We start from the raw sequence: 23,017 nt of genomic DNA on the forward strand, positions 1-23,017 counted from the left end.
CGTGCCAAGTTTGACTGTGATTACCCGAGACAATGTCCGGCGCGAGATCGACGCCGAAGTCGGCCTCAGCGTCATGGAGCTGATCCGACGGGCGGGTTTCGACGAACTGGTGGCGCTGTGCGGCGGCTGCTGCTCGTGCGCGACCTGCCACGTTTATGTCGCGCCCGACCAGATGGAGCGTCTCCAGCCGATGGCGGGCGACGAGAACGACCTGCTCGACAGTTCCGAATATCGACAACCTCAGTCGCGCCTGTCCTGCCAACTGACCTTCGAGGCTTCGATGGACGGCCTAGAAGTGGCGATCGCGCCCGAGGAATGAGCGACGGGCCTCCGCGGTTTCGTCCCGGTGGCCGATCCAGCAAGGCCTCGCTTTCGAGGCGGGAGAAGACCATGGCCGCCTATGACTATGTGATTGCCGGAGCTGGAGCCGCTGGCTGCGTGCTGGCCTATCGGCTCAGCCAGGACCCGTCGATCCGCGTGGCCCTGGTCGAAGCCGGCCCCCGCGACAACCACCCCTTCATCTCCATGCCCAAAGGCCTGGCCAAGGTGATGCAGGACCCCAAGCACTTGTGGGTGCACGCCAGCAAGCCCGACGCCTCCACCGCCGGCCAGTCCGAGATGTGGGTGCGCGGTCGGGTGCTGGGCGGGTCCACCTCGGTCAACGGCATGATGTATGTTCGTGGGCAGCCGGCCGATTTCGACGCCATCGCCGAACTGTCCAGCGACGACTGGCGCTGGGATCATATCCAGGAGGCCTATCGCGCTCTTGAGGACCATGAGTTGGGCGCCAGTCCGGCCCGTGGGGCCGGCGGGCCGCTGAAGGTGTCGATGCCGACTCTGCGCGACAAGCTTTCCGAGGCGCAGGTCGCGGCGGGCGAGGCCATGGGCTGGCGGCGCAAGGCGGACGTTAACGAGCCCGACAATGATGTCGGGGTCGGCTACGCGCCGCGCACCATCCACAAGGGCAAGCGTCAGAGCGCCGCCACCGCCTTCCTGCGCCCGATCGAGGGCCGCTCCAACTTGACCATCCTGACCGAGCGAACGGTCAATCGCGTGCTGTTCGAGGGACGGCGCGCCATCGGCGTCGAGGTGCTGCGCAATGGCGCGGCCGAGACGATCCTGGCCCATCGCGAAGTGATCGTCTGCGGCGGGGCGATGGCCAGTCCCGGCATTCTGGAACGCTCGGGTGTGGGCGACGTCGCGCGCTTGGAGACGCTGGGCATCCCGGTCGTCAGCCACAATCCCGAGGTCGGGGAGGGGCTGATCGAGCATCGCGGCTTCATCATGCAGTGGAAGCTGAAGACCTCGCTGTCCCAGAACCGCGAGTTCTCCGGCTGGCGCCTGCTGCGGGCCACGGCCCGTTACTATTTGACGGGCGGCGGGCCGATGGCTTCGGCAGCCTATGAGCTGGGTGGATGGTTCAAGACCCAGCCGGGCCTGAACCGTCCCGACGCCCAGATGCTGATCGCGCCCTACAGCTTCGACATGGCCAAGCACCGCACGGCGCTGGAGCCGTTCCCAGGCATGAACGCGGTGGTCTATCCGCTGCGGCCGACCTCGCGCGGCAGCATCCACATCGAGACCCTCGATCCCGAAGCCGCCGCCGCCTTCACACCAAACTACCGCGCCACCCAGGCCGACCGCGAGGCGATGATCGGCGCGATCCGGGTCATGCGCCAGTACGCCGCCCAGTCGCCCTTGGCGCAGATGATCGCCGAGGAGACCCTGCCGGGCCCTGCCTGTACGACGGACGCCCAGATCCTGGAGGCCTATGACCGTCTGGGCACCTGCGGCTACCACGCCGTCGGCAGCTGCCGGATGGGCGCGGACGCGGCCTCGGTGGTCGACCCGGCGCTGCGGGTGCGCGGCGTCACCGGCCTGCGGGTGATGGACACCTCGATCATGCCGACCATCCCCTCGGGCAACACCAACGGGCCGACCATGGCCATGGCCTGGCGCGCCGCCGACCTGATCCTGCGCGACGCCAAGCTGACCGTGGAGGCCGCATGACCTCGGATCGCGCCCAACTGCGCCACGCGCTGATCGGACGCCTGGCCCAGGCGCGTACGCCCTGGACCGCGCTGCACGAGGCCGGCGTCCTGGGGCTGCGCGCGCCCGAGGCGCTGGGCGGGCTGGGGCTTCCGTTCGCCGAGGCCGAGCCGGTGCTGGATGTGCTGGGCGAGCTATGCCTGGGCGTTCCGTTCCTGGAGACCAGCATCGTGGCCGCCGGCCTGCTGGCGCGGGCCGCGACCCCGGCCAGCGAAGCCCTGCTGGCGCGCATCGCCCAGGACGGCGTGGTCGTCGCCGTCGCGGGCCTTGAGCCGACGGGTGTTTTGACGGCCGTGGCCGAAGGCGAAGGCTGGCGTCTGGAATGCGTGGCTCGGATCGTTGTCGATGCGGCGCGGGCTGTGGCCTTGGTGGTGCTCGCCACGACTCCAGACAGTCGGCTAGACGGGTTCGTGGTTCAGGCCGATGCCGAGGGCCTGGCCCTGCGACCGGTTCCCACCATCGACGGCCGCATGGCCGCGGACATCGCCTTCGTCGGCGTGCGGGTCTCGCAAGCCGCGCGGCTGGGCCTTTCGGCCGACGCCATCGACGTCGTTCTGGACGAGGCGGTCGCCGCTCTCTGTGTCGAGGCCTCTGGGCTGATGCGCCGGCTGGTCAGCGACACCACGGCCTATGTCAAAGGCCGCGAACAGTTCGGCCAGCCGCTGGGCGCCTTCCAGGTGGTGCAGCATCGCCTGGTCGACATGAACATCCAGGCCCGCCGCGCCTCGGCTATCGCACGACGGGCGCTGGAGGCGATCGACGCCGACCCCGCAGCGCGCGGCCGCGCGGTCAGCGCCGCCAAGGTCACCGTCTGCCGGGCCGGCCGCTTCGTGGGTCAGAACGCCGTGCAGCTGCATGGCGGCATGGGCATGACCGAGGAGATGCCGATCGGCCGCTACTTCAAGCGGCTGACCGTCATCGAAGCCCAGCTGGGCGGCGCCGATCATCATCTCCGGCGCTTCGCGGCGCTGGCCGGGGCCGCCTAGAGCCCCAGCTCCGCCTTCGCGAGGATCCCGCGCTGGATCTCGTTGGCGCCGGCATAGATCGTGCCGGCCCGTTCGTTCAGATAGCGCAGCGGCGCGATCGCCTGCCAAGGCTGGCCGCTGCAATAGTCGTCCAACACGATCGGATAGCCGACGATCGGACCGCCCGGAACGGCGACGCCGGGCTGATAGGCGCGCGCCATCGGGCCAGCGGCGTCCAGGGCCAACTCGGTGACGCGCTGCTGCAGTTCGGTGCCCAGGATCTTCATCATCGAGGCGTCCGCGCCGATGGCTCGGTCGTCGCCGAGGGCCGCGAGGATCTCGGCCTCCATGGCGTCCAGCACCTCGACCTCGATCTCGGTCTCGGCCAGGCGCGCCGTGAACAGCGGATCGTCGAGCAGGGCGTCGCCCGCCAGATTGCGGCGGATGGCGTCCAGCTTGACCTGCAGCTCAGCGGCGTAGGCCGTGCCGCCGCGCTCGTATTCCAGCAGGTACTTGGCGACGGTCCAGCCGTCGTCGATGTGGCCGACGATATTGGCCAGCGGCACACGAACCTCGTCGAAGAAGATCTGGTTCTGCACCCACTCACCCGACGACATGACGATGGGCTTCACGTCGATGCCGGGGCTGTCCATGTCGATCAGCAGGAAGGTGATGCCCTGCTGCCGTCGCGGCCCCGTGGTGGTTCGCACCAGGCAGAACATCCAGTTGGCGACATTGGCGTGGGTGGTCCAGATCTTCGTGCCGGTGCAGACCAGATCGTCGCCGTCGCGCACCGCCCGCATGGCCAGGGCCGCCAGGTCCGACCCGGCCTGGGGCTCGGAATAGCCCTGGCACCAGAAGTGCTCGCCGGTCAGCATCCTGGGCAGGAAGAACGCCTTCTGGGCGTCGTTCCCAAACCGCATGATCGCCGGCCCGACCATGTTGATGCCCAGCGGTGAGGTCGGCGCGCCCGCCAGCAGACGCTCGCGCGTGAAGATGTAGCGCTGTATCACCGACCAGTCGCAGCCGCCGTGCTCGGTCGGCCAAGACGGCGCAGCCCAGCCCCGCCTATGTAGCAGGGCCTGCCACTCCAGCTGGGCGTCATGATCGCAATAGACGCTGGTCATCAGCGTCCCGGCGCGCCGCAGCTTCGGCGTCAGGGCGCTGTCGAGAAACGCCCTGACTTCATCACGAAAGGCCGCGTCCTGCGGAGACAGCCCCAGGTTCATTCGGCGGCCGCCTGGACCTTGGGGATGTAGATCGCCTTGGGACGTGTGAACTCCAGCAGGCCGGGCAGGCCGTTTTCTTGGCCAAAGCCCGACTGCTTGGCGCCGGCCAGCGGGGTGAACGGCGTCGACTGCAGGTTCTGATTGATCCACACCGTGCCGGTGTCGAGGCGGTGGGCGATGGCCGTGGCCTGGGCGATGTCGGCCGACCACACCGCGCCGGCCAGGCCGTATTCGGTATCGTTGGCGCGGGCCACCACCTCGTCGACGTCGCTGAACTTCAGCAGCGGCAGCACCGGGCCGAAGGCTTCCTCAGACACCACCCGCGCGTCATCCGGCGGATTGTCGACCAGGGTCAGGGGAATGAAATAGCCCTTCTTGGGCACCGCGCCGCCTTCCAGCAGCGTCAGGCCATTGGCGCGGGCCTCGTCGATCATTTGCATGACGCGGCGATACTGCGGTTCGTTCTGCACGGGGCCGTAACGCACGCCCTGCTGGGCGCCATCACCGACAGGCAGGTCCTTGGCCAACTGGTGCAGGCGGTCGCGCAGGCGGTCGTAGATGTCTTCGTGGATGAACAACCGCTTAGTCGCCACACAGACCTGGGCGGTGTTGTGGAAGGCGCCTTCGAACAGCTGGGCGGCCACCGCGTCGACATCGACATCGGGCATGACGATAGCGGCGTCGTTGCCGCCGAGCTCTAGGGTGATGCGCTTGAGGTCCTTGGCGGCGGTCTCCATCACCCGGCGGCCCGTGGCGGTGGAGCCGGTGAAGGAGATCTTGGCGAAACCTTTGTGCGCCGTCATCAGCGGACCCAGGGCGTCGTCGCCGCAGAGGATGTTCAGCACGCCCGGCGGGAAGGCGTCGCGCACCAGCTCGCCGATCCGCAGCGTGGTCAGCGGCGTGAAGGGCGAGGGCTTCAGGATGATGGTGTTGCCGGCCATCAGGGCCGGGCCAATCTTCCAGATCGCCAGCAGCACCGGGAAGTTCCACGGCACGATGCCGCAGACCACGCCCAGCGGCACGTGATGCACCTCGATGCGACGGGTGGCGGTGTCCTCGGTGACGTCGACAGGGATGTCCAGCATGGTGCCGGCCTTCAGCCACATGGCCGAGCCCTTGATCTCGGCCATGGCGCCGGGGAGGGGGCGCCCCTGCTCCTGGGTGAACAGCGCAGCCAGTTCGTCGGCGTTGGCGTCGATGATCGCGGCGGCCTTGATCAGGCAGGCCTTGCGTTCCGCGAGGGGAGTGGCGCTCCAACTTTTGAAGGCCCGCGTCGCGGCGTCCACGGCGTGGTCCAGATCGGCCGCGTCAGCCGCGGGAGCCTGTGCGAACACCTCGCCGGTAGCCGGGTTTCGAACGTCCAGGGTGGCGGCGGTCGAAACCGCCCGTCCGTCGATGGTCATGGTTGGGGTGTCGCGATCTTGCGTCGCCATGGGCTCTCCTCCTCGCCTTGTCGCGCCGCCTGGGGCGCTGGGCGCTGCGGCTTGCTTGTCGATTTACAACCTAATGACATTAGATAAATATGCAATCCAAGACGGCGAACCGCCGCTGGAGGAAATGAAAATGACGGATCTGGGCCCCTCGCTGACTGGCGGCTGCAACTGTGGCGCGGTGCGCTATGCGATCACCGGCGCGCCCATGGCGGTGGCCGCCTGCCACTGCACCAGCTGTCGCAAGCAGTCGGGCGCGGCCTTCTCGGTGAACCTGATCGTCCGGGCCAGCACGATGTCGGTCGAGGGCGAGCTGGCCAGCTATCTGGACCCCGACACCGAGAGCGGCGCGCCGATCGACCGCCAGTTCTGCGCCGCCTGCGGCTCGCCGATCCGCTCGATCCCGACGGCGGCGATCAAGGTGATCGCGGTGAAGGCCGGCGGCCTGGACGACCCGGCCCCGTTCGCGCCGCAGATGCACATCTGGACCCGCTCGGCCTTGCCCTGGGTGACGATTCCCGAGGGCTTGCCGCGTCTCGAAAAGGGACCACAGGCGTGACGCTGGGCCAGCCCCAGACCGACCGTCCGCTAAGGGGGATAAAGGTCGCCGACCTGGTGCGCGGCCCCCTGGCGCCGATCACCCGCTATCTGGCCGAACTGGGCGCCGAGGTGACGCGGCTGGTCGATCCCTCCGGCGACCCGCTGGAAGACCTGGCGGCCAACATCGGCAAGGCTCGCGCGCCTGATGGGGCGCAAGCCGTTCTCGATGCGGCCGACCTGATCGTTGCTGACGCCGGCCAGACGATTGACATGGCGGCCCTGCGCGCTGGCAAGCCCTCGCTCGTCACCATGACGGTCAGCGACTTTGGCGGACGAGGCGCATGCGCGGGCTGGCAGGGCAGCGACCTGGTGCTGCACGCCCTGTCGGCCGAGCTGTCGCGCTCGGGCATCCGGGGGCGCCCGCCACTGCCGCCGCCGGGCGACCTGGCCTATCAATGCGCCGCGGCCCAGGCCGCCTACGCGCTGACGGTGTCGCTGTACCATGCGCTGCGCGCCGGCGTGGGCGACCATATCGATTTCTCGGCGCTGGACGGCGCGGTCCAGGCCCTGGATCCCGGCTACGGCATCGCCGGCAGCGCGACCCTCGGCAAGCCGGCCCACCTACTGTCGCGCGACCGGCCGGCCAAGGGCTTCCAGTATCCGATTCTGCGCTGCGCCGATGGCCATGTGCGGATCTGCCTGCTGGCCAGGCGTCAGTGGCAGGGCATGTTCCGCTGGATGGGAGAGCCCGCCGCCTTCGCCTCGCCGGAGTTCGAGAAGACCGCCATCCGCTACAAGTCGCCTGAGCTGCTGCCGGCCATCGCCGCCTTCTTCGCCACCCGCACTCGAGAGGATTTGGAGGCCGAGGGACAGAGGCACGGCGTGCCGATCTCCGCGGTGCTGACGCTGGAGGAGTTCATGGCCAGCGACCATGTCGCCGAACGCAACGCGCTGATCGAGGTTCGCTTGCCCGACGGCGAGGTGGTGCGGCTGCCTAACGGCGTGGCCACCATCGACGGCGCGCGGATGGGGCCGGGCGGGTTCGAAGGTGAAAAGGTCCGGTTCCCTACGCCTGACGCCACGCTTGGCCGGCACGCGTTCGAAGGCCTGAAAGTCCTGGACCTGGGCGTCATTGTGGTCGGCGCCGAGCAGGGGAGATTGTTGGCGGACCAAGGCGCGGACGTCGTCAAGGTCGAGAGCCAGGCCTTTCCCGACGGCAATCGTCAGTCTTACCTGTCGTACGGCCTGTCGGTCAGCTTCGCGGCGGGTCATCGCAACAAACGCAGCCTGGGCCTTAATCTGCGCGACCCGCGCGGCCGGTCGCTGTTCTTGGAGTTAGCGGCCAAGGCGGACATCATCCTGTCCAATTTCAAGCCGGGCACGCTGGAGAGTCTGGGCATCGATCACGCCGCGATCTCCAGGCTCAATCCCCGCATCATCATGGCCGACAGTTCGGCCTTTGGCGCGTCAGGACCGTGGGCCGGACGGATGGGCTATGGACCGCTGGTCCGCGCCGCCACAGGCCTGACCCTGGCCTGGCGCTATCTCGACGATCCCGAGAGCTTCAGCGACTCGATCACCATCTATCCCGACCATGTGGCGGGTCGGATCGGCGCCATGGCGGTGATCGCCTTGCTGATCCGTCGGTTGCGCACCGGGCGGGGCGGCTGCGCCAGCGTCGCGCAATCCGAGGTGATGCTGAGCCAGTTCGCCGCCGAGGTGGCGCGTGCCTCGCTGGGGCGGCGGCGGAGCGGGCCGGGCGAGTGGCCGCAAGGTGTCTATGCCGCCGCCGGCGACGACGACTGGTGCGCGGTGACGGTGCGGGATCGGCGGGACTGGCTGGCGTTGTGCGAGGTCATCGGTATCGGCGGCGAGCTTGCGCGAGACGAAGCGGAGGCGCGTCTGACCACGTGGGTGGGCGAGCGATCGGCCGACGAGGCCATGCGGACGCTGCAAGCCCGGGGCGTGCCGGCGGGGCGGATGCTACGCGTCGCCGATCAGCCGGCGTTCGAACCCTATCGGGAACGCGGTTTCTATCGCATCGAGCGCCATCCCTATTTGGAAGAGCAGGTCGTGGCCGAGCGGGTTCATGCCCAAGGAGCGGCGCTGGCGGACCCCCCGACCCGTCCCGCGCCGCTGGCCGGCGAACAAACCCTGGAGGTCGTCGGACAATGGCTGGGACTTCATGCCGGCGACCTGTCCCACCTCATTGCCGACGGTGTGCTGGAGCCGACTGAAGAGCGCGTGCTGCTGGAGGCCAGAGCGGCCGTCCTGGCCTCCGCTTCATAAAACAGGCGTACGAATGTCTTGACGCTGTTTAACCGACCAATTAACTCTCGCGGCAACGAACAAGAATTGGAGAGGAAGATGGCCGAGGCATTGATCATCGACGCCGTGCGCACGCCGCGCGGCGTCGGCAAGGCAGGCAAGGGCGCCCTGGCCCACCTGCATCCCCAGCATCTGGCCGCCACAGTGTTGAAGGCGATCGCCGAGCGCAACAAGCTCGACACCGCCGACATCGACGACGTGATCTGGTCGACCTCGAACCAGAAGGGCAAGCAGGGCGGCGACCTGGGCCGGATGGCCGCGCTGGACGCCGGCTACGACATCAAGGCCTCGGGGATGACGCTGGACCGCTTCTGCGGCGGCGGCATCACCACGGTCAGCCTGGCGGCCGCCCAGATCATGAGCGGCATGGAGGACCTGATCGTCGCCGGCGGCGTCGAGATGATGAGCCTGACCGCGACCATGGCGGCCCAAGAACAGGCGGCGGGCTTCGCGCCGGCCTTGATGGGCTCGGGCAACGCGCACTTGGACGTCCTGCACCCGCAGTCGCACCAGGGCGTCTGCGGCGACGCCATCGCCACCCTGGAAGGCATCGACCGTCAGGCGCTGGACGCCTTCGGCCTGGAAAGCCAGAAGCGCGCGGCCAGGGCCATCGCCGAGGGGCGCTTCGACAAGTCGATCGTGCCGGTGCTGGACGAGGCGGGGCAGGTGGTGCTGGCCAAGGACGAATATCCGCGCCCCGAGACGACCGCCGAGGGCCTGGCCCAGCTGAAGCCGGCGTTCCAGGGCCTGGCCGACTGGGCCTATGACGAGAGCGGCGCGACCTTCCGCCAACAGATCAACCGTCGCTATCCTGACCTGGACATCCAGGCCATGCACCACGCGGGCAACTCGTCCGGCGTGGTCGACGGTGCCGCCGCCGTGCTGCTGGCCTCGCGCGACTATGCCGACAAGCATGGCCTCAAGGCTCGCGGCCGGGTCGTGGCCACCGCCAATGTCGGCGACGACCCGACCCTGATGCTGAACGCGCCCGTGCCCGCCGCTCACAAGGTGCTGGCCAAGGCCGGCTTGAGCGTGGCCGACATCGACCTGTGGGAGATCAACGAGGCGTTCGCGGTGGTGGCCGAGAAGTTCATCCGCGACCTGGATCTCGATCGCTCGAAGGTCAACGTCAACGGCGGCTCCATCGCCCTGGGCCACCCGATCGGCGCCACCGGCGCGATCCTCATCGGCACCGTGCTGGACGAGCTGGAGCGCACCGGCGGCCGCTATGGCCTGGTCACGATGTGCGCGGCGGGCGGCATGGCCCCAGCCATCATCATCGAACGCATCGAAGCCTAGACCTAGAGAAACACGATCATGAAACTCGACAACTCAGTCGCCGCCGTCGTCACCGGCGGCGCTTCGGGCCTGGGCGAAGCCACCGCCCGCGCCCTGGCCGCGCACGGCGTCAAGGTCGCCCTGTTCGACATGAACGAGGCCAAGGGCGAGGAGGTCGCCAAGGCCATCGGCGGCGTCTTCTGCAAGGTCGATGTGACGTCGGACGCCGACGTCGACGCCGGCTTCGAGAAGGCCCGCGCCGCCCACGGCCAGGAACGCATCCTGGTCAACTGCGCCGGCACCGGCAACGCCGTGAAGACCGCCAGTCGCGACAAGGCCACCGGAGAGACCAGGCATTTCCCGCTCGATGCGTTCGACAAGATCATCCAGATCAACCTGGTCGGCACCTTCCGTTGTCTGGCCAAGTCGGCGAAGGGCATGCTGGACCTAGAGCCGCTGGAGCACGGCGAACGCGGCGCGATCGTCAACACCGCCAGCGTCGCGGCGGAAGACGGCCAGATGGGCCAGGCCGCCTACTCGGCGTCCAAGGGCGGCGTGGTCGGCATGACCCTGCCGATCGCCCGCGACCTGATGGGCGAGGGCATTCGCGTCAACACCATCCTGCCCGGCATCTTCAACACCCCGTTGCTGGCCGCCGCCCCCGAAGCGGTGAAGGCCGGCCTGGCGGCCAGCGTGCCGTTCCCCAAGCGCTTGGGCGATCCCGCCGAGTACGCGCAACTGGCCCTGACCATGATCACCAACGGCTATTTCAACGGCGAGGACGTTCGCCTGGACGGCGGCATCCGCATGGCCCCGCGCTGATCGGCATGACCGGCGTCTTTTCCGCCGCCGCCCGTTGGATGGACGAGGAGCTCGTCATGTTCGACGACTCCCTGGCCCGGCTGCTGGCCGACCGCTTTCCGCCCGACCGCCTGGCCGGCTGGCGGGACGCCGGCGTCGTCGAGCGCGCGGCCTGGGACGAGATGGCTAAGGCCGGCCTGCTGGGCCTGTCGGTGTCGGCCGACCACGGCGGGGCCGGCGGCGACTTTCGCCACGAGGCGGTGCTGCTGCGCCGGCTGGGCCTGATCGGCGCAGAGGGCTGGGGCGTGCCGCTGCACAACGCCATCTGCGCGGCCTATATCGAGAAGTACGGCGCCGAAGAGCAGCGCCGGCGCTGGCTGCCCCGCATCGTTTCGGGCCAGCTGATCTGCGCCATCGCCATGACCGAGCCGGGCGCCGGGTCGGACCTGCAGGGCATCCGCACCCGCGCGCGCCGCGACGGCGATGATTATGTGATCAGCGGCCAGAAGACCTTCATCACCAATGGCCAGCTGGCCGACCTGATCATCGTGGTGGCCAAGACCGACCCGGACGCCGGCAGCAAAGGGATCTCGCTGATCGTGGTCGAGACCGCCGGGGCCGAGGGTTTCCGGCGCGGCCGCAACCTGGACAAGGTGGGCCTGGAGATGGGCGACACCTCCGAGCTGTTCTTCGACGAGGTGCGGGTTCCGGCCGACAACCTGATCGGCGGCGAGCCGGGCCAGGGCCTGTATCAGCTGATGAAGGAGCTGCCTAAGGAGCGGCTGATCATCGCCATCGAGAGTCTGGCCCTGATCGAGTCCGCGCTGGACCACACCCTGGCCTATGTCCGCGAGCGCAAGGCGTTCGGCAAGCGGCTGCTGGACTTCCAGAACACGCAGTTCGTGCTGGCCGAGTGCAAGACCGAGGCGACGGTGGCGCGCAGCTTCGTCGACGATTGCATCGAGCGCTACATGGCCGGGACGCTCGATGCGGCGACGGCCAGCATGGCCAAGTACTGGGTCTCCGAACGCGCCCAGCACATCGTCGACGCCTGTCTGCAGATGTTCGGCGGCTATGGTTTCATGAACGACTATCCGATCGCCCAGATGTACCGCGACGTGCGGGTCAAGCGGATCTACGGCGGAACGACCGAGATCATGAAGCTGCTGATCGCTCGCACGCTGGAGGCCTGAGCCGATGGCCGTTCTCCGCATCGACTGGCTGGACCACGTGGCGCATGTCGTGCTGTCGCGCCCCGAGCGGATCAACGCGCTGAACGCCGAGCTGATCGACGCTATCGTCGCGGCGGCCCGGTCGGTAAGCGAGCGCCGCGATTGCCGCGCGGTGGTGCTATCGGGCGAGGGACGGGGCTTCTGCTCGGGCATCGATCTGGGCAGTTTGAAGGGCGCGTCCAGCGGTGACGAGCGGGCGATCGACATCGTCACGCCCGTAGCCGGCGCCGCCAACATCGCCCAGCACGCGGTGCTGCAGTGGCGATCGCTGCCCATGCCGGTGATCGCGGCGGTGCATGGCGTGGCGTTCGGCGGCGGGCTGCAGCTGGCGCTGGGCGCCGACATCCGCATCGTCCATCCGCAGGCGCGTCTGAGCCTGATGGAGACCAGGTGGGGCTTGATCCCCGACATGGCCGGCATGGTCCAGGCGCCCGCACTGGCGCGGCCGGACGTACTGGCCGAACTGTTGTTCTCCGCCCGGGTGTTCGACGGCGTCGAGGCTGTGGCCGCGGGCCTGGCCACCCAGGTTTCCGAAAAGCCGGTCGAGGCCGCCCTGGCCTTGGCGCGCACGATCGCCAGCCTTAGCCCAGACGCCATCCGCGCCGCCAAGCGCCTGCTGAACCATGCCGGCGACCGCGACAGTCTGCTGAGGGCGGAGGCGACCGAGCAGGCGGCGCTGTTCGGGCGACCCAACCAGCGCGAGGCGGTCGAGGCCGGCATGGCCAGTCGCACGCCAATTTTTCAGGATTGAGGGCTTACAATGACCACCTCCGCCTTGTCGCTAGAGTGGACCGGCGACGTCGCCACGATCCGCATGAACGATCCGCCGTCATTAAATGCGGTTACCCTGGAAATGATCGAAGCCTTCGACCGGGCGCTGGACGAGGTAAGGAGCCGGGCTCGCGCGATGATCCTGACCGGCGCCGGCAAAGCCTTCTGCTCGGGCGCTAATCTGTCGGGCGGCATGGGCGGCGACGATGCCGATCCGGAAACCTTCGACGCGGGCTCCTCGCTGGACAGTCACATCAACCCGCTGATGACCCGGCTGCGCGACCTGCCCGTGCCGTGGATCAGCGCGGTGCGCGGCGCGGCGGCGGGTGTCGGCGCCTCGCTGGCTCTGGCCGGCGATCTGATCATCGCCAGCGACACCGCCTTCTTCCTGCAGGCCTTCTCGCGCATCGGCCTTGTGCCCGACGGCGGCTCCTCGCACCTGCTGGTCCGCACCATCGGCCGGCCGCGCGCCATGGAGCTGATGTTGCTGGGCGACCGCCTGCCGGCCAGGACCGCGCTGGAGTGGGGTCTGATCAATCGCATGGTCCCCGACGACCAGCTGGACGCCGCCGCCATGGAGCTGGCCCAGCGCCTGGCCGGCGGCGCGCGCTCCCTGAGCCTGATCCGTCAGCTGGCCTGGACGGCCGTGGACGGCGACTGGTCGGCGGCGCTGGCGAGCGAGCGGCAGCTGCAACGCGCCGCCGGCCGCACCGCCGATCACCGCGAAGGCGTGGCCGCGTTCCTCGACAAGCGCGCCGCCAAGTTCGAGGGACGCTGAGCATGGCCGGAAGACTGGCGGGACGAACCGTCCTGATCACCGGCGCCTCGTCGGGCATCGGCGCGCGCTTCGCCCTGGTCGCGGCGGGCGAGGGCGCGGCGGTGGTGCTGGCGGCTCGACGCGCCGATCGGTTGGCGGCGTTGTGCGATGAGATCGTCCAAGCCGGAGGCCGCGCCCTCGCCGTGACCATGGACGTGTCCGACGAAGCCTCGGTGATCGCCGCCTATGACGCCGCCGAGGCGACGTTTGGGCCAGTGACCAGCGTCGTGGCCAATGCCGGCGTCCAAGCCGAGGGCCAGGCGATGGATCTAGACGTCGCCGCCTTCGACCAGCTGTTCGCGGTCAATGTGCGCGGTGTCTTCCTGACCGCCCGGGAGGGCGCGCGTCGCATGCGGACCGCCGGGGTCGCCGAGCAGGGACGCATCGTCCTGATCTCGTCGATCACCGCGCAGATGCGCACCACCGGCACGGTGGCCTACAGCGCCTCGAAGGCGGCGGTCACCCACATGGGCAAGCTGATGGCCCGCGAATGGGTGCGCTCGGGCCCCAACGTCACCATCCTGTCGCCCGGCTACATCCAGTCGGAGCTGGCCGGCGACTGGTTCGAGACCGAGGGCGGCAAGAAGCACATGGCCACCTGGCCGCGCCGCCGGATGCTGGACGAGGACGCCTTGGATTCGACGCTGGTCTACCTGCTGTCGGACGAGAGCAAGGGCGTGACGGGCTCGGACTTCGTCATCGACGATGGCCAATCGCTATGAGTTCCGGAGGGGCAGCCTTGACCTACGACGCGCTGGACTATGCGGTGGAGGACGGGATCGCGACCATCACCCTGTCGCGGCCCGACAAGCTGAACGCCTTCACCGTGGGGATGATGGACGAGATGCTCGACGTCCTCGACCGCATCGACGCCGACGACGCGGTGCGGGCGGTGATCGTCACCGGCGCGGGCCGGGCCTTCTGCGCCGGAGCCGACCTGTCGGCGGGCGCTGACGCCTTCGTCCTGGAAGGTGACGGCGATCCGGTGCTCCGAGCGGACGGAACCTTGAACTACGCCTCCGAGGCCGCCCGCGACGGCGGCGGACGGGTGACGCTGCGGCTGTTCAAGCTGCTCAAGCCGATCATCGCCGCCATCAATGGTCCGGCCGTCGGCATCGGCGCGACCATGACCCTGGCCATGGACGTGCGACTGGCCAGCCAGACCGCGCGGATCGGTTTCGTGTTCTCGCGGCGCGGCATCGTGCCGGAGGCGGCTTCATCGTTCTTCCTGCCCCGGATCGTCGGGATCTCCCAGGCCTTGGACTGGTGCTACAGCGGGCGGGTGTTCGACGCCGCCGAGGCGCTGGCGGGCGGGCTGGTCAAGGCGGTCCATGCGCCGGAAGACCTGCTGCCCGCCGCGCGGGCCCTGGCGAGGTCCTATGCCGACAACACCGCGCCGGTCTCGGTCGCCCTGATCCGCCAGATGATGTGGCGCGGGCTTGGCATGTCCGATCCGATGGAGGCTCACCGCCTCGACAGCCGGGGCATCCTGTCGCGCGGCCGCAGCGCGGACGTCGCCGAGGGCGTGACCGCCTTCCTCGACAAGCGCCCCGCCGTCTTCCCCGACCGCGTGTCGCGCGACCTGCCGGACTTCTTCCCGTGGTGGGAAGAGCCGGGCTACGCATGATCTTGTTCAAATCGGAGCTTGGCTGATGGACGTCGTACACGGACAGGGCGCCCAGATCGCCGAACGCGTCGAGGCCTTCGTGCGCGATATCGTGGCTCCCTATGAGCGCGATCCGCGCCTGGGCGCGCACGGGCCGTCCGACGCGCTGGTCGGGGAACTTCGCGCCAAGGCTCAGGCGCATGGCGTCCTGACGCCGCATGTCCTGGCCGACGGCCGCCACCTGTCGCATCTGGACACCGCCAAGGTGCTGCGCGCCGCCGGCCTGTCGCCCCTGGGCCCGCCGGCCGTCAATGTCGCCGCGCCGGACGAAGGCAATATGTTCCTGCTGGGCCGGATGGCGACGTCGGCCCAGCGCGAGAGGTTCCTGGATCCGCTGGTCGCGGGTCGGGCGCGCTCGGCCTTCTTCATGACCGAACCGGCCGACGAGGGCGGGGCGGGTTCGGATCCGTCGATGATGCGCACCACGGCGCGGCGCGACGGCGACGGCTGGATCATCGACGGCCGCAAGGCCTTCATCACCGGCGCCGTGGGCGCTGGCGTCGGCATCGTCATGGCCAAGGCTCAAGAGGGCGCGACCCTGTTCCTGGTCGACCTGCCCGACCCGGCCGTGCGGATCGAGCGGGTGCTGGACACCATCGACAGCTCCATGCCCGGCGGCCATTCGATCGTCGCCATCGAGGGCCTGCGGGTGTCGGACGACCAGGTGCTGGGCGAGCCCGGCGACGGCTTCAAGCTGGCCCAGGTGCGCTTGGCGCCGGCGCGCCTGACCCACTGCATGCGCTGGCTGGGCGCCTGCACGCGGGCCCATGAAATCGCCACCGACTATGCGGTGCGCCGCCAGGCCTTTGGCAAGCAACTGATCGACCATGAGGGCGTCGGCTTCATGCTGGCCGAAAACATGATCGAGCTGAAGCAGGCCGAGCTGATGATCGACTGGTGCGCCGGCGTGCTCGACACCGGCGCGGCGGGCATCGTCGAAAGCTCGATGACCAAGGTCTCGGTCAGCGAGTCGCTGATGCGCATCGCAGACCGCTGTGTGCAGGTGATGGGCGGGACCGGCGTCAGCGGCGACACCATCGTCGAGCAGGTGTTCCGCGAGGTTCGCGCCTTCCGGATCTATGACGGGCCCACCGAGGTCCACAAATGGAGCCTGGCCAAGAAGATCAAGCGCGACGCGATGGCCCGGCCATGAGCGCCGGCGCCATCGAGGTTCGCGACAACGCCCGGTTCGACTCCGCCGCGCTGGAGCGCTGGATGGCGGCTAGTATCGCGGGGTTCGCGGGACCCGTGAGCGTCGCCCAGTTCAGCGGCGGCCAGTCCAACCCGACCTTCAAGCTGACCACGCCGGAGCGGACCTATGTCGTGCGCCGCAAGCCGCCCGGCCAGTTGTTGAAGGGCGCCCACGCGGTCGATCGCGAGGCGCGGGTGATGCAGGCGCTGGAGGGGGCGGGCTTCCCCGTGCCTCACGTGCGCGGCGTGTGCCTGGACGACGCCGTCATCGGCTCGTGGTTCTACGTCATGGACATGGTCGAGGGCCGCATCTTCTGGGACGGCGACTTTCCGGGCGTGCCAGCGGCCGAAAAGGCCGCGCATCTGGACGCGCTCAACGCCACCCAGGCGGCGCTGCACAGCCTGGATCCGGCGGCCGTCGGCCTGGCCGACTATGGCCGTCCGGAAGGCTATATGGCCCGCCAGATCGCGCGGTGGTCGCGGCAGTATCTGGAGGACGAGGCCGCCGGGCGCACCGCCGACATGGACTTCCTGGTCGAATGGCTGCCGGCCCACGCGCCGACGGCCGACGAGACGCGGGTGGTGCATGGGGACTTTCGCATCGACAACGTGATCTTCCATCCCGAGCGGGCCGAAGTGATCGCGGTGCTGGACTGGGAGCTGTCGACCCTGGGCCATCCCCTGGTCGATTTCGCCTATCACCTGATGATGTACCGTGTGCCCGCCGACATGCCCTGGGGCCTGGCGGGGCGCGATCTGGCGGCGCTGGGCCTGCCGTCCGAGGCCGACTATGTCGCCGCCTATTGCCGGCGCACGGGGCGGGAGACCCTTCCGCACCTGGACGTCTACGTGGCCTTCAACCTGTTCCGTCTGGCGGCGATCATCCACGGCATCAAGGGGCGGATGATCCGCGGCACCGCCGCCTCGGCCGACGCCGGAGCCATGGTGGCGCACCTGGACCTGCTGGCCGCGACGGCGCGGCGGGTGGCGCTGGGCGTCGCCAGCGACGCCTGAGGCGCCGCCGTTCCCTTCAGTGTGAGGCGATCATCGAGGCCAGGCGATCATTGATGATCGCCTCGGCGTCGGCCACCAGGCGGTCGATCAGTTGCTTCACCGTCGGCACGTCGTGGATCAGGCCCTGGACCATGCCGGCGGTCCAGACGCCGTGTTCGGCGTCGCCGCTGATCAGGCCCTCGCGGCCGCGCGCACCCTTGACCAGATGGGCGATGGCCTCGAACGGCTGACCCTCGCGCTCGATGCGCACGGCCTCCATCGCCACCTGGTTCTTGGCCACCCGCGCGGTGTTGCGATAGCTGCGGAACAGCAGCTCGGTGGCCCGCTCGTCATTGGCGACGATGGCCTGCTTGATGCCGTCGTGGATCGGCGCTTCCTGGGTGGCGCAAAAGCGCGTGCCCATGTTGATGCCGTCCGCGCCCAGGGCCAGGGCGGCGACCAGTCCGCGGCCGTCGCCGAAGCCGCCGCTGGCCAGCATCGGAACCTTCACCTTGTCGGCGGCGGCGGGGATCAGCACCAGGCCGGGGATGTCGTCCTCGCCCGGATGGCCCGCGCATTCGAAGCCGTCGATCGAGATGGCGTCCACGCCCATCCGCTCGGCCGACAGGGCGTGGCGCACGGCGGTGCACTTGTGGATCACCTTGACGCCGTGGGCCTTGAAGGCGTCGACATGCTCCTGCGGCTTGTAGCCGGCGGTCTCGACGATCTTGACGCCGCTCTCGATGATCGCTTGGCGGTACTCGGCATAGGGCGGCGGGGTGATCGACGGCAGGATGGTCAGGTTCACGCCGAACGGCTTGTCTGTCATGCCGCGCGTGCGGACGATCTCGGCGGCCAGGGCTTCGGGCGTCGGTTGAGTCAGGGCGGTCAGAAAGCCCAGCGCGCCGGCGTTGGCCACCGCCGCGACCAGCTCGGCCGTGCCGACCCACTGCATGCCGCCCTGGGCGATCGGGTGCTCGACGCCGAACAGTTCGGTGAAACGTGTGCGGATCACCGTCTAGCGCCCCGTCCATTTGGGTTTGCGTTTTTGGGCGAAGGCCAGCGGGCCTTCGCGGACATCGGCCGAGCGGAACAGGGCCTTCACGGCGGGGTAGGCTGACTGGCCCTTGTAGGCGTCGGCCAGAGAGGGCTCGTCCAGGCCGCGATGCACGGTCTGCTTGGAGGCGCGGATCGACATCGGGCTGTTGGCGGCGATCTCTTCAGCCCAGCGCCGGGCGACGCTCATCACCTCGGCGGCCGGGGCCACCTCGTTGACGAAGCCGAACGCCAGGCCCTCCTGGGCCGAAACTCGGCGGCCGGTCAGGATCATGCCCATGGCGCGTTTGAGGCCGATCAGGCGAGGCAGACGATGCAGACCGCCGGCCAGAGCCGCCAGACCGACCTTGGGTTCGGGCAGGGCGAACACCGCGTCTTCCGAGGCGATGATCAGGTCGCAGGCCAGGGCGATCTCGAACCCGCCGCCCATGGCCAGGCCGTTGACGGCGGCGATCACCGGTTTGTCCAGATCGAACCGCGAGGTCAGGCCGCCGAAGCCCGCCAGCGGCGGATCAATAGACTCGCCGCGCGCCATGGCTTCGGCGGTGTATTTGAGGTCGTTGCCGGCCGAGAAGGCCTTGTCGCCGGCCCCGGTCAGGATCGCCACCCACTGGTCCGGATCGGCCGCGAACGCGTCGAAGATCTCTGCCAGTTCGGCGTTGGCGGCGGGATGCACCGCGTTCATCACCTCAGGCCGGTTGATGGTGACGATGGTCAGGTGGTCGATGCGCTCGACCTTGGCGAATTTCCACTCACGGGCCGACCGGTCACGCTTGGGGCCGGCCTCCCAGACCAGCTTGCCGAACACGTCGGTGCGGACATGACCCGAGGTTCCGATCGCCGAGCTTTCCATGGATTGCAGCAAGGCCATCGATGCGGCGTCGTCGGCCTCGACCAGGGCCATCAGGCGTTCGCCCTTCGGCGTGCGGGCGACGACGACGCCGTCCTGGGCCAAGCCGTCACGCGCGAACCGCACCGTGTAGGTCTCGACCGTCGCCTCGCCGTCGTAGCGTTCGAGCAGCGGCGGCACGGGTCCGCGCTGGGCGTCGGCCTTGGCCTGGACCGAATAGTCCGAGGCCAGGTCGGCGGGCGGCGGGGCGGCGCTGACCACCAGGGCGTGGTGCTTGTTGACGTAACCGCCCTGGCCATACAGCAGACCAAGCTCGCCGGGATTGTCCCGCAGCTTGCGAACCATCGCGACCACGGCGTGGCTCATATAGTTGTTCAGCGGCGCGCCGAAGAAGGTCAGCCCGCCGGTCACCGTGGGGGCGACTTGCGTGTCATTCAGGCCCAGCGTGCGCAAGGCCATCTTCGGCACCACGGGGAAGCAGCTGTAGAGCTCCAGGTGGGCGAACCGCTCGGCGCCGCCCACCGATACGGCGGCGGACTCCAGCACGGCCTGCTGGGCGGTGCTGTGGGCGAAGCTGTCGCGCAGCATGTAGTCTTCTGGCTCGCTGGCCGCCGCGCCGCCCCAGATGTGGATGATGCGGTCCTTGGGCACGCCGGCCTCGCGGGCGAGGGCCAGGCTGGTGACCAGGACCGCCGCGGCCTGGTTCACGGTCGGATTGGCGGTCATCAGCTTGGGGTAAGGCCAGTTGATCATCCGGTTGCGTTCGGAGACCTCGGCGATCTGGTCGGCGCTGGGCGCGGTGCGGATCCAGGCGTTCTCGGCCTGGGCCGCGACGGCGGCGTAACGCGCCCACAGCGCCGCGGACTCCGCCTGCGCCGTAGCCGGCGACTGGCCCCAGCCGTGCTGGGCCGCCATCTCGTACAACGGATAGATCTGCGCCGGATCGTGCATGCCCAGCGCCTGGGCGGCCTTGCTCAGAGCATAGCGGCTCGAGGGAAAACGAACCGCTTCGTCGCGGCCGGCCAGGGGCGTCCAGTTCAGCGGCGTCTTGGTCATGCGCGCGCTTGAGGCGCTGTGCATGGCTTCGCCGCCGACGATGGCCGCCGCGCGCTGTTCGCCCGCCGCGATCCGCAAGCCCGCCTCATGGATCAAGCGCACGGGCGTCTCGCCGCCCATGCTGGCGTTGGTCTTCCTCGCGGGTGAAATGCCGAGCGCTTGGGCGAGCAGGGCGACCGGGTCGACATATCGCCAGGACACCAGACCGATCAGGTCCAGCGAATCCAGCTGGTCCAGCAGTCGGGCTCCAAAATCGCTTTCGGCGTTCCGCAGCGCTTGGGACATCAGCGCCACAGGTTCAAGCGCCTGGCTCAGGTCAGTTGGCCGATCCACGGCCTCGCCGACGCCGACGATCACGGGAACGAACTTGGGATCGCGCATGTGAATCTATCTCCCCACGGTCCGCTCTGAGGCGGATTCCATCTCAACGCCGAAGTCTTTAATCGATCAGCTAAATGGTGGCGAGGCCTTTTCCTATGCGATACGACATCTGCCAAGGGTGCGGCTTTGTTACGCTTCGATTGGCTGCGTCCCTGCGCAAGGGCAGAGGCGCGCCGTGTCCGGCGCCTTTACTTGAAGGGCGCCGACGGCCTGAGCAATCTGAACACACATCCCGTGCATCCCGTTCAGCTCCGACTAAATTTCGTGGATGACAGGGATAGGCTGGGGACTTGGGCGGCGCCGCCTTGGTGATCTTTATCAATCTGACCGAGGCGAAAGGCCGGTGAGGATCAGATCGATAGCACTTTGCAGGTAGGCGCGTTTGGCCGCCTTTGTGTCGTCAAGTCTCATGCTGACGACGATTCGATCTCGAGGCACGGTGACCAGCGCGTCTAGCACAAAGGCGGCGGTGAACGTCTTGTCTTTCAGGACCACCTCACCTTGGCGGGCGCCATCTTCGAGAATTTGCTCCACGATGGCGATCGCCATAGCTATACCGCGTTCGTGCACCACCTCGCGCAAGGTCGGCTGTTCATTCGCGATCCATGTCACCAAGGCCTCCATCCCGATGACTTCCGGCTTGAGGGCCAGGTCTAGAAATCTTGCGCCTACGTCCAGAAGCCGCTCATGCAGGGAGCCCCCGCCGCCGCGGCTTGAGAGTGGGTTCAGGTGCTTGGCCACGCCATATTCGATGCTCGCGACGAGCAAGTCCATCTTCGAGCCGAAACGCGCATAAAGCGTCCGCTTCGAAACGCTCGCGGCCGAGGCGATGGCCTCCATGCTAGTGGCCTCAACCCCTTGGCGGATGAACTGCTCCAGCGCCGCGTCGAGAATGTGGGCGCCGAGCTTGGCCGCGACGCTTCGGGGCGGCCGCCCCCCCTTGGGGTCTCTTGGTGGGAGCCTGCTTTTGCCGCTTCGCGACGTCGTTTTGATCATCAACTTAGCATAACCCAATCTTCGGGCAGGTCTAGACAACGGGGTTGATCTAAGTCAAACGGGCGCCATAACGAAACCGATAAGGGTACATCCATGGGGGCGGCAGTTGGTCGTTTCCGCTTTGGTCGAGGAGTGGCGCATGAGTAACGTGGCCTTGGTGAGCGGCGGAACCCGAGGCATAGGCGCGGCCGTGGCGCGCGCGCTTGCGGCCGAAGGCCGCCGCGTCGCGGTGACGTATCACGGCGATGAAGCCGCCGCCGTGCGGTTCAAGCAGGAAGCCGGCATTCCTGTGTATCGCTGGGATGTCGCGGACGAGAGCGCCTGCCGCGCCGGGATTGAACAGGTCGAGGCCGATCTTGGGCCGGTGTCCATCCTCGTCAACAATGCCGGCATCACCCGCGACGGCATGTTCCATCGCATGACCTGGGACCAGTGGCGCGCGGTCCTGAGCACCAATCTGGACTCGATGTTCGCCATGACCCGGGTGGTCATCGAGGGCATGCGCGAGCGCCGCTTTGGACGCATCGTCAATATTTCCTCGATCAATGGCCAGAAGGGCCAGGTCGGCCAGACCAACTATTCGGCCGCCAAGGCTGGCGTGATCGGTTTCACCAAGGCTCTGGCGCTCGAAAACGCCTCGCGCGGCGTGACGGTCAACGCCGTGTGCCCAGGCTACGTCAATACCGACATGGTCGCGGCGGTGGCCGAGGAGGTGCGGGCGGGCATTGTCGCGGGCATTCCCCTGGGTCGCCTTGGGGATGTCGAAGAGATCGCCCAAGCCGTCTGCTATCTGACCTCGGAGAAGGCCGCCTTCTGCACGGGCTCTGTCCTTACCATCAACGGCGGGCAGTACATCGCCAACGGATGACGGCGCGTGCCATCACCTTGGGCCGCGGCATCCGGCAAATCTCGATTGTTTCCTAGCAAGCCATGACCCTTAGAAGGAAAACCCAGATGAGCGGCTCTCTCGACCAAGTGACGAACATGATGGAAGCCAACCTGCGGCTGACGCGGACCTTGGCCGAGGTCACCCAGGCCAGCAGCGAAACCAATATGCGGCTAGGAGCCCAGGCCGCGACGCGTTTCGCTGAGCAGGCTCGCCAGCTGGCGAGCGGCGAGATGAGCGGCCTTTTCGCTGACGCATCGCCGCTTGTCGCGGAGTTTCAGCGCGATCGCGAAGCCGCCGCCAAGAAGGCCGCTGCGGCCTTCGCCGACTGGCAGAAGGCCTGGACCCAGGCCTGGAGCGCGACGCTGGACCAGAAGGCCGCGACCAAAGCCTTTCAGGGCCTTCTTCAACCCTGGAGCGTGTTCAAGCCTGCGGCGGCCGAAGGGGCGAAATCCGATGTGCGCGCGGCTAAGGCCAAGGCTGCCGATTGATGGATCAACGA

Annotated in this window: 21 protein-coding genes; 16 read left to right on the forward strand and 5 right to left on the reverse strand. The window is 68.3% G+C overall.

Annotation, left to right across the window (positions count from 1 at the left end; all coding sequences use genetic code 11):
* Position 1: 1 nt before the first annotated feature.
* From ACQY9P_RS16850 to ACQY9P_RS16860, 3 genes are all read left to right on the forward strand, one after another.
* Positions 2-319 (forward strand): 2Fe-2S iron-sulfur cluster-binding protein, encoded by a 318-nt coding sequence (locus ACQY9P_RS16850; RefSeq protein ID WP_421738063.1) that lies wholly within the window; start codon positions 2-4, stop codon positions 317-319.
* A 71-nt stretch (positions 320-390) separates the two neighbouring features.
* Complete coding sequence (locus ACQY9P_RS16855) at positions 391-2,010, forward strand: GMC family oxidoreductase (protein WP_421738062.1); 1,620 nt, start codon at positions 391-393, stop codon at positions 2,008-2,010.
* A complete protein-coding gene (locus ACQY9P_RS16860; RefSeq protein WP_421738061.1) occupies positions 2,007-3,035 on the forward strand; it encodes an acyl-CoA dehydrogenase family protein in 1,029 nt (342 codons plus the stop codon). Before ACQY9P_RS16855 ends, ACQY9P_RS16860 begins: the two co-directional genes overlap by 4 nt.
* On the opposite strand, the gene ACQY9P_RS16865 is transcribed toward ACQY9P_RS16860, so the two are convergent.
* Positions 3,032-4,243, reverse strand: a complete 1,212-nt coding sequence (locus ACQY9P_RS16865) for an acyl-CoA dehydrogenase family protein (protein WP_421738060.1) — start codon at positions 4,241-4,243, stop codon at positions 3,032-3,034. The genes ACQY9P_RS16860 and ACQY9P_RS16865 overlap by 4 nt on opposite strands.
* Positions 4,240-5,676: an aldehyde dehydrogenase family protein gene (locus ACQY9P_RS16870; RefSeq protein WP_421738059.1), complete on the reverse strand. Its 1,437-nt coding sequence runs from the start codon at positions 5,674-5,676 to the stop codon at positions 4,240-4,242. The genes ACQY9P_RS16865 and ACQY9P_RS16870 overlap by 4 nt, the downstream gene beginning before the upstream one ends.
* Before the next feature lie 130 nt (positions 5,677-5,806).
* On the opposite strand from ACQY9P_RS16870, the gene ACQY9P_RS16875 reads away from it, so the two are divergent.
* The 11 genes from ACQY9P_RS16875 (at position 5,807) to ACQY9P_RS16925 (ending at position 17,311) form a co-directional block, all read left to right on the forward strand.
* Positions 5,807-6,232, forward strand: a complete 426-nt coding sequence (locus tag ACQY9P_RS16875; protein ID WP_421738058.1) for a GFA family protein — start codon at positions 5,807-5,809, stop codon at positions 6,230-6,232.
* Positions 6,229-8,502 carry a CoA transferase gene (locus ACQY9P_RS16880; RefSeq protein ID WP_421738057.1) on the forward strand — a complete coding sequence of 758 codons (2,274 nt, stop codon included), beginning with the start codon at positions 6,229-6,231 and terminating at the stop codon, positions 8,500-8,502. The genes ACQY9P_RS16875 and ACQY9P_RS16880 overlap by 4 nt, the downstream gene beginning before the upstream one ends.
* A gap of 78 nt (positions 8,503-8,580) precedes the next feature.
* The gene (locus ACQY9P_RS16885) at positions 8,581-9,840 is read left to right on the forward strand and encodes an acetyl-CoA C-acetyltransferase (protein ID WP_421738056.1); all 1,260 of its coding nucleotides are present in this window, start codon (positions 8,581-8,583) and stop codon (positions 9,838-9,840) included.
* A gap of 18 nt (positions 9,841-9,858) precedes the next feature.
* Positions 9,859-10,641, forward strand: a complete 783-nt coding sequence (locus ACQY9P_RS16890; RefSeq protein WP_421738055.1) for an SDR family NAD(P)-dependent oxidoreductase — start codon at positions 9,859-9,861, stop codon at positions 10,639-10,641.
* A 56-nt stretch (positions 10,642-10,697) separates the two neighbouring features.
* On the forward strand, positions 10,698-11,813 hold the full coding sequence (locus ACQY9P_RS16895) for an acyl-CoA dehydrogenase family protein (RefSeq protein ID WP_421738054.1): 1,116 nt from the start codon (positions 10,698-10,700) through the stop codon (positions 11,811-11,813).
* A 4-nt stretch (positions 11,814-11,817) separates the two neighbouring features.
* Positions 11,818-12,603 (forward strand): crotonase/enoyl-CoA hydratase family protein, encoded by a 786-nt coding sequence (locus ACQY9P_RS16900; protein WP_421738053.1) that lies wholly within the window; start codon positions 11,818-11,820, stop codon positions 12,601-12,603.
* Positions 12,604-12,612: 9 nt separating this feature from the next.
* Positions 12,613-13,401, forward strand: a complete 789-nt coding sequence (locus ACQY9P_RS16905) for an enoyl-CoA hydratase-related protein (protein ID WP_421738052.1) — start codon at positions 12,613-12,615, stop codon at positions 13,399-13,401.
* Between the two features lie 2 nt (positions 13,402-13,403).
* On the forward strand, positions 13,404-14,162 hold the full coding sequence (locus ACQY9P_RS16910) for an SDR family NAD(P)-dependent oxidoreductase (protein WP_421738051.1): 759 nt from the start codon (positions 13,404-13,406) through the stop codon (positions 14,160-14,162).
* Complete coding sequence (locus tag ACQY9P_RS16915; RefSeq protein WP_421738050.1) at positions 14,159-15,067, forward strand: crotonase/enoyl-CoA hydratase family protein; 909 nt, start codon at positions 14,159-14,161, stop codon at positions 15,065-15,067. Before ACQY9P_RS16910 ends, ACQY9P_RS16915 begins: the two co-directional genes overlap by 4 nt.
* Before the next feature lie 25 nt (positions 15,068-15,092).
* Positions 15,093-16,259, forward strand: a complete 1,167-nt coding sequence (locus tag ACQY9P_RS16920) for an acyl-CoA dehydrogenase family protein (protein WP_421738049.1) — start codon at positions 15,093-15,095, stop codon at positions 16,257-16,259.
* A complete protein-coding gene (locus tag ACQY9P_RS16925) occupies positions 16,256-17,311 on the forward strand; it encodes a phosphotransferase family protein (protein WP_421738048.1) in 1,056 nt (351 codons plus the stop codon). The genes ACQY9P_RS16920 and ACQY9P_RS16925 overlap by 4 nt, the downstream gene beginning before the upstream one ends.
* Before the next feature lie 16 nt (positions 17,312-17,327).
* Here the strand turns inward: ACQY9P_RS16925 and ACQY9P_RS16930 are convergent, their stop codons facing one another.
* The 3 genes from ACQY9P_RS16930 to ACQY9P_RS16940 all read right to left on the reverse strand — a co-directional run bounded on the left by ACQY9P_RS16930 (position 17,328) and on the right by ACQY9P_RS16940 (position 21,629).
* Positions 17,328-18,305 (reverse strand): NAD(P)H-dependent flavin oxidoreductase, encoded by a 978-nt coding sequence (locus ACQY9P_RS16930; protein ID WP_421738047.1) that lies wholly within the window; start codon positions 18,303-18,305, stop codon positions 17,328-17,330.
* A gap of 3 nt (positions 18,306-18,308) precedes the next feature.
* The gene (locus ACQY9P_RS16935; RefSeq protein WP_421738046.1) at positions 18,309-20,633 is read right to left on the reverse strand and encodes an enoyl-CoA hydratase-related protein; all 2,325 of its coding nucleotides are present in this window, start codon (positions 20,631-20,633) and stop codon (positions 18,309-18,311) included.
* Positions 20,634-20,951: 318 nt separating this feature from the next.
* Positions 20,952-21,629 (reverse strand): TetR/AcrR family transcriptional regulator, encoded by a 678-nt coding sequence (locus ACQY9P_RS16940; protein ID WP_421738313.1) that lies wholly within the window; start codon positions 21,627-21,629, stop codon positions 20,952-20,954.
* Positions 21,630-21,768: 139 nt separating this feature from the next.
* Here ACQY9P_RS16940 and phbB point away from each other — a divergent pair, with 139 nt between their 5' ends.
* On the forward strand, positions 21,769-22,497 hold the full coding sequence (phbB, locus tag ACQY9P_RS16945; RefSeq protein ID WP_421738045.1) for an acetoacetyl-CoA reductase: 729 nt from the start codon (positions 21,769-21,771) through the stop codon (positions 22,495-22,497).
* A 149-nt stretch (positions 22,498-22,646) separates the two neighbouring features.
* Positions 22,647-23,006: a hypothetical protein gene (locus ACQY9P_RS16950; protein ID WP_421738044.1), complete on the forward strand. Its 360-nt coding sequence runs from the start codon at positions 22,647-22,649 to the stop codon at positions 23,004-23,006.
* The last annotated feature ends 11 nt before the right edge of the window (positions 23,007-23,017 follow it).

The organism is Caulobacter sp., assembly GCF_965279145.1.
Classification (GTDB): domain Bacteria; phylum Pseudomonadota; class Alphaproteobacteria; order Caulobacterales; family Caulobacteraceae; genus Caulobacter.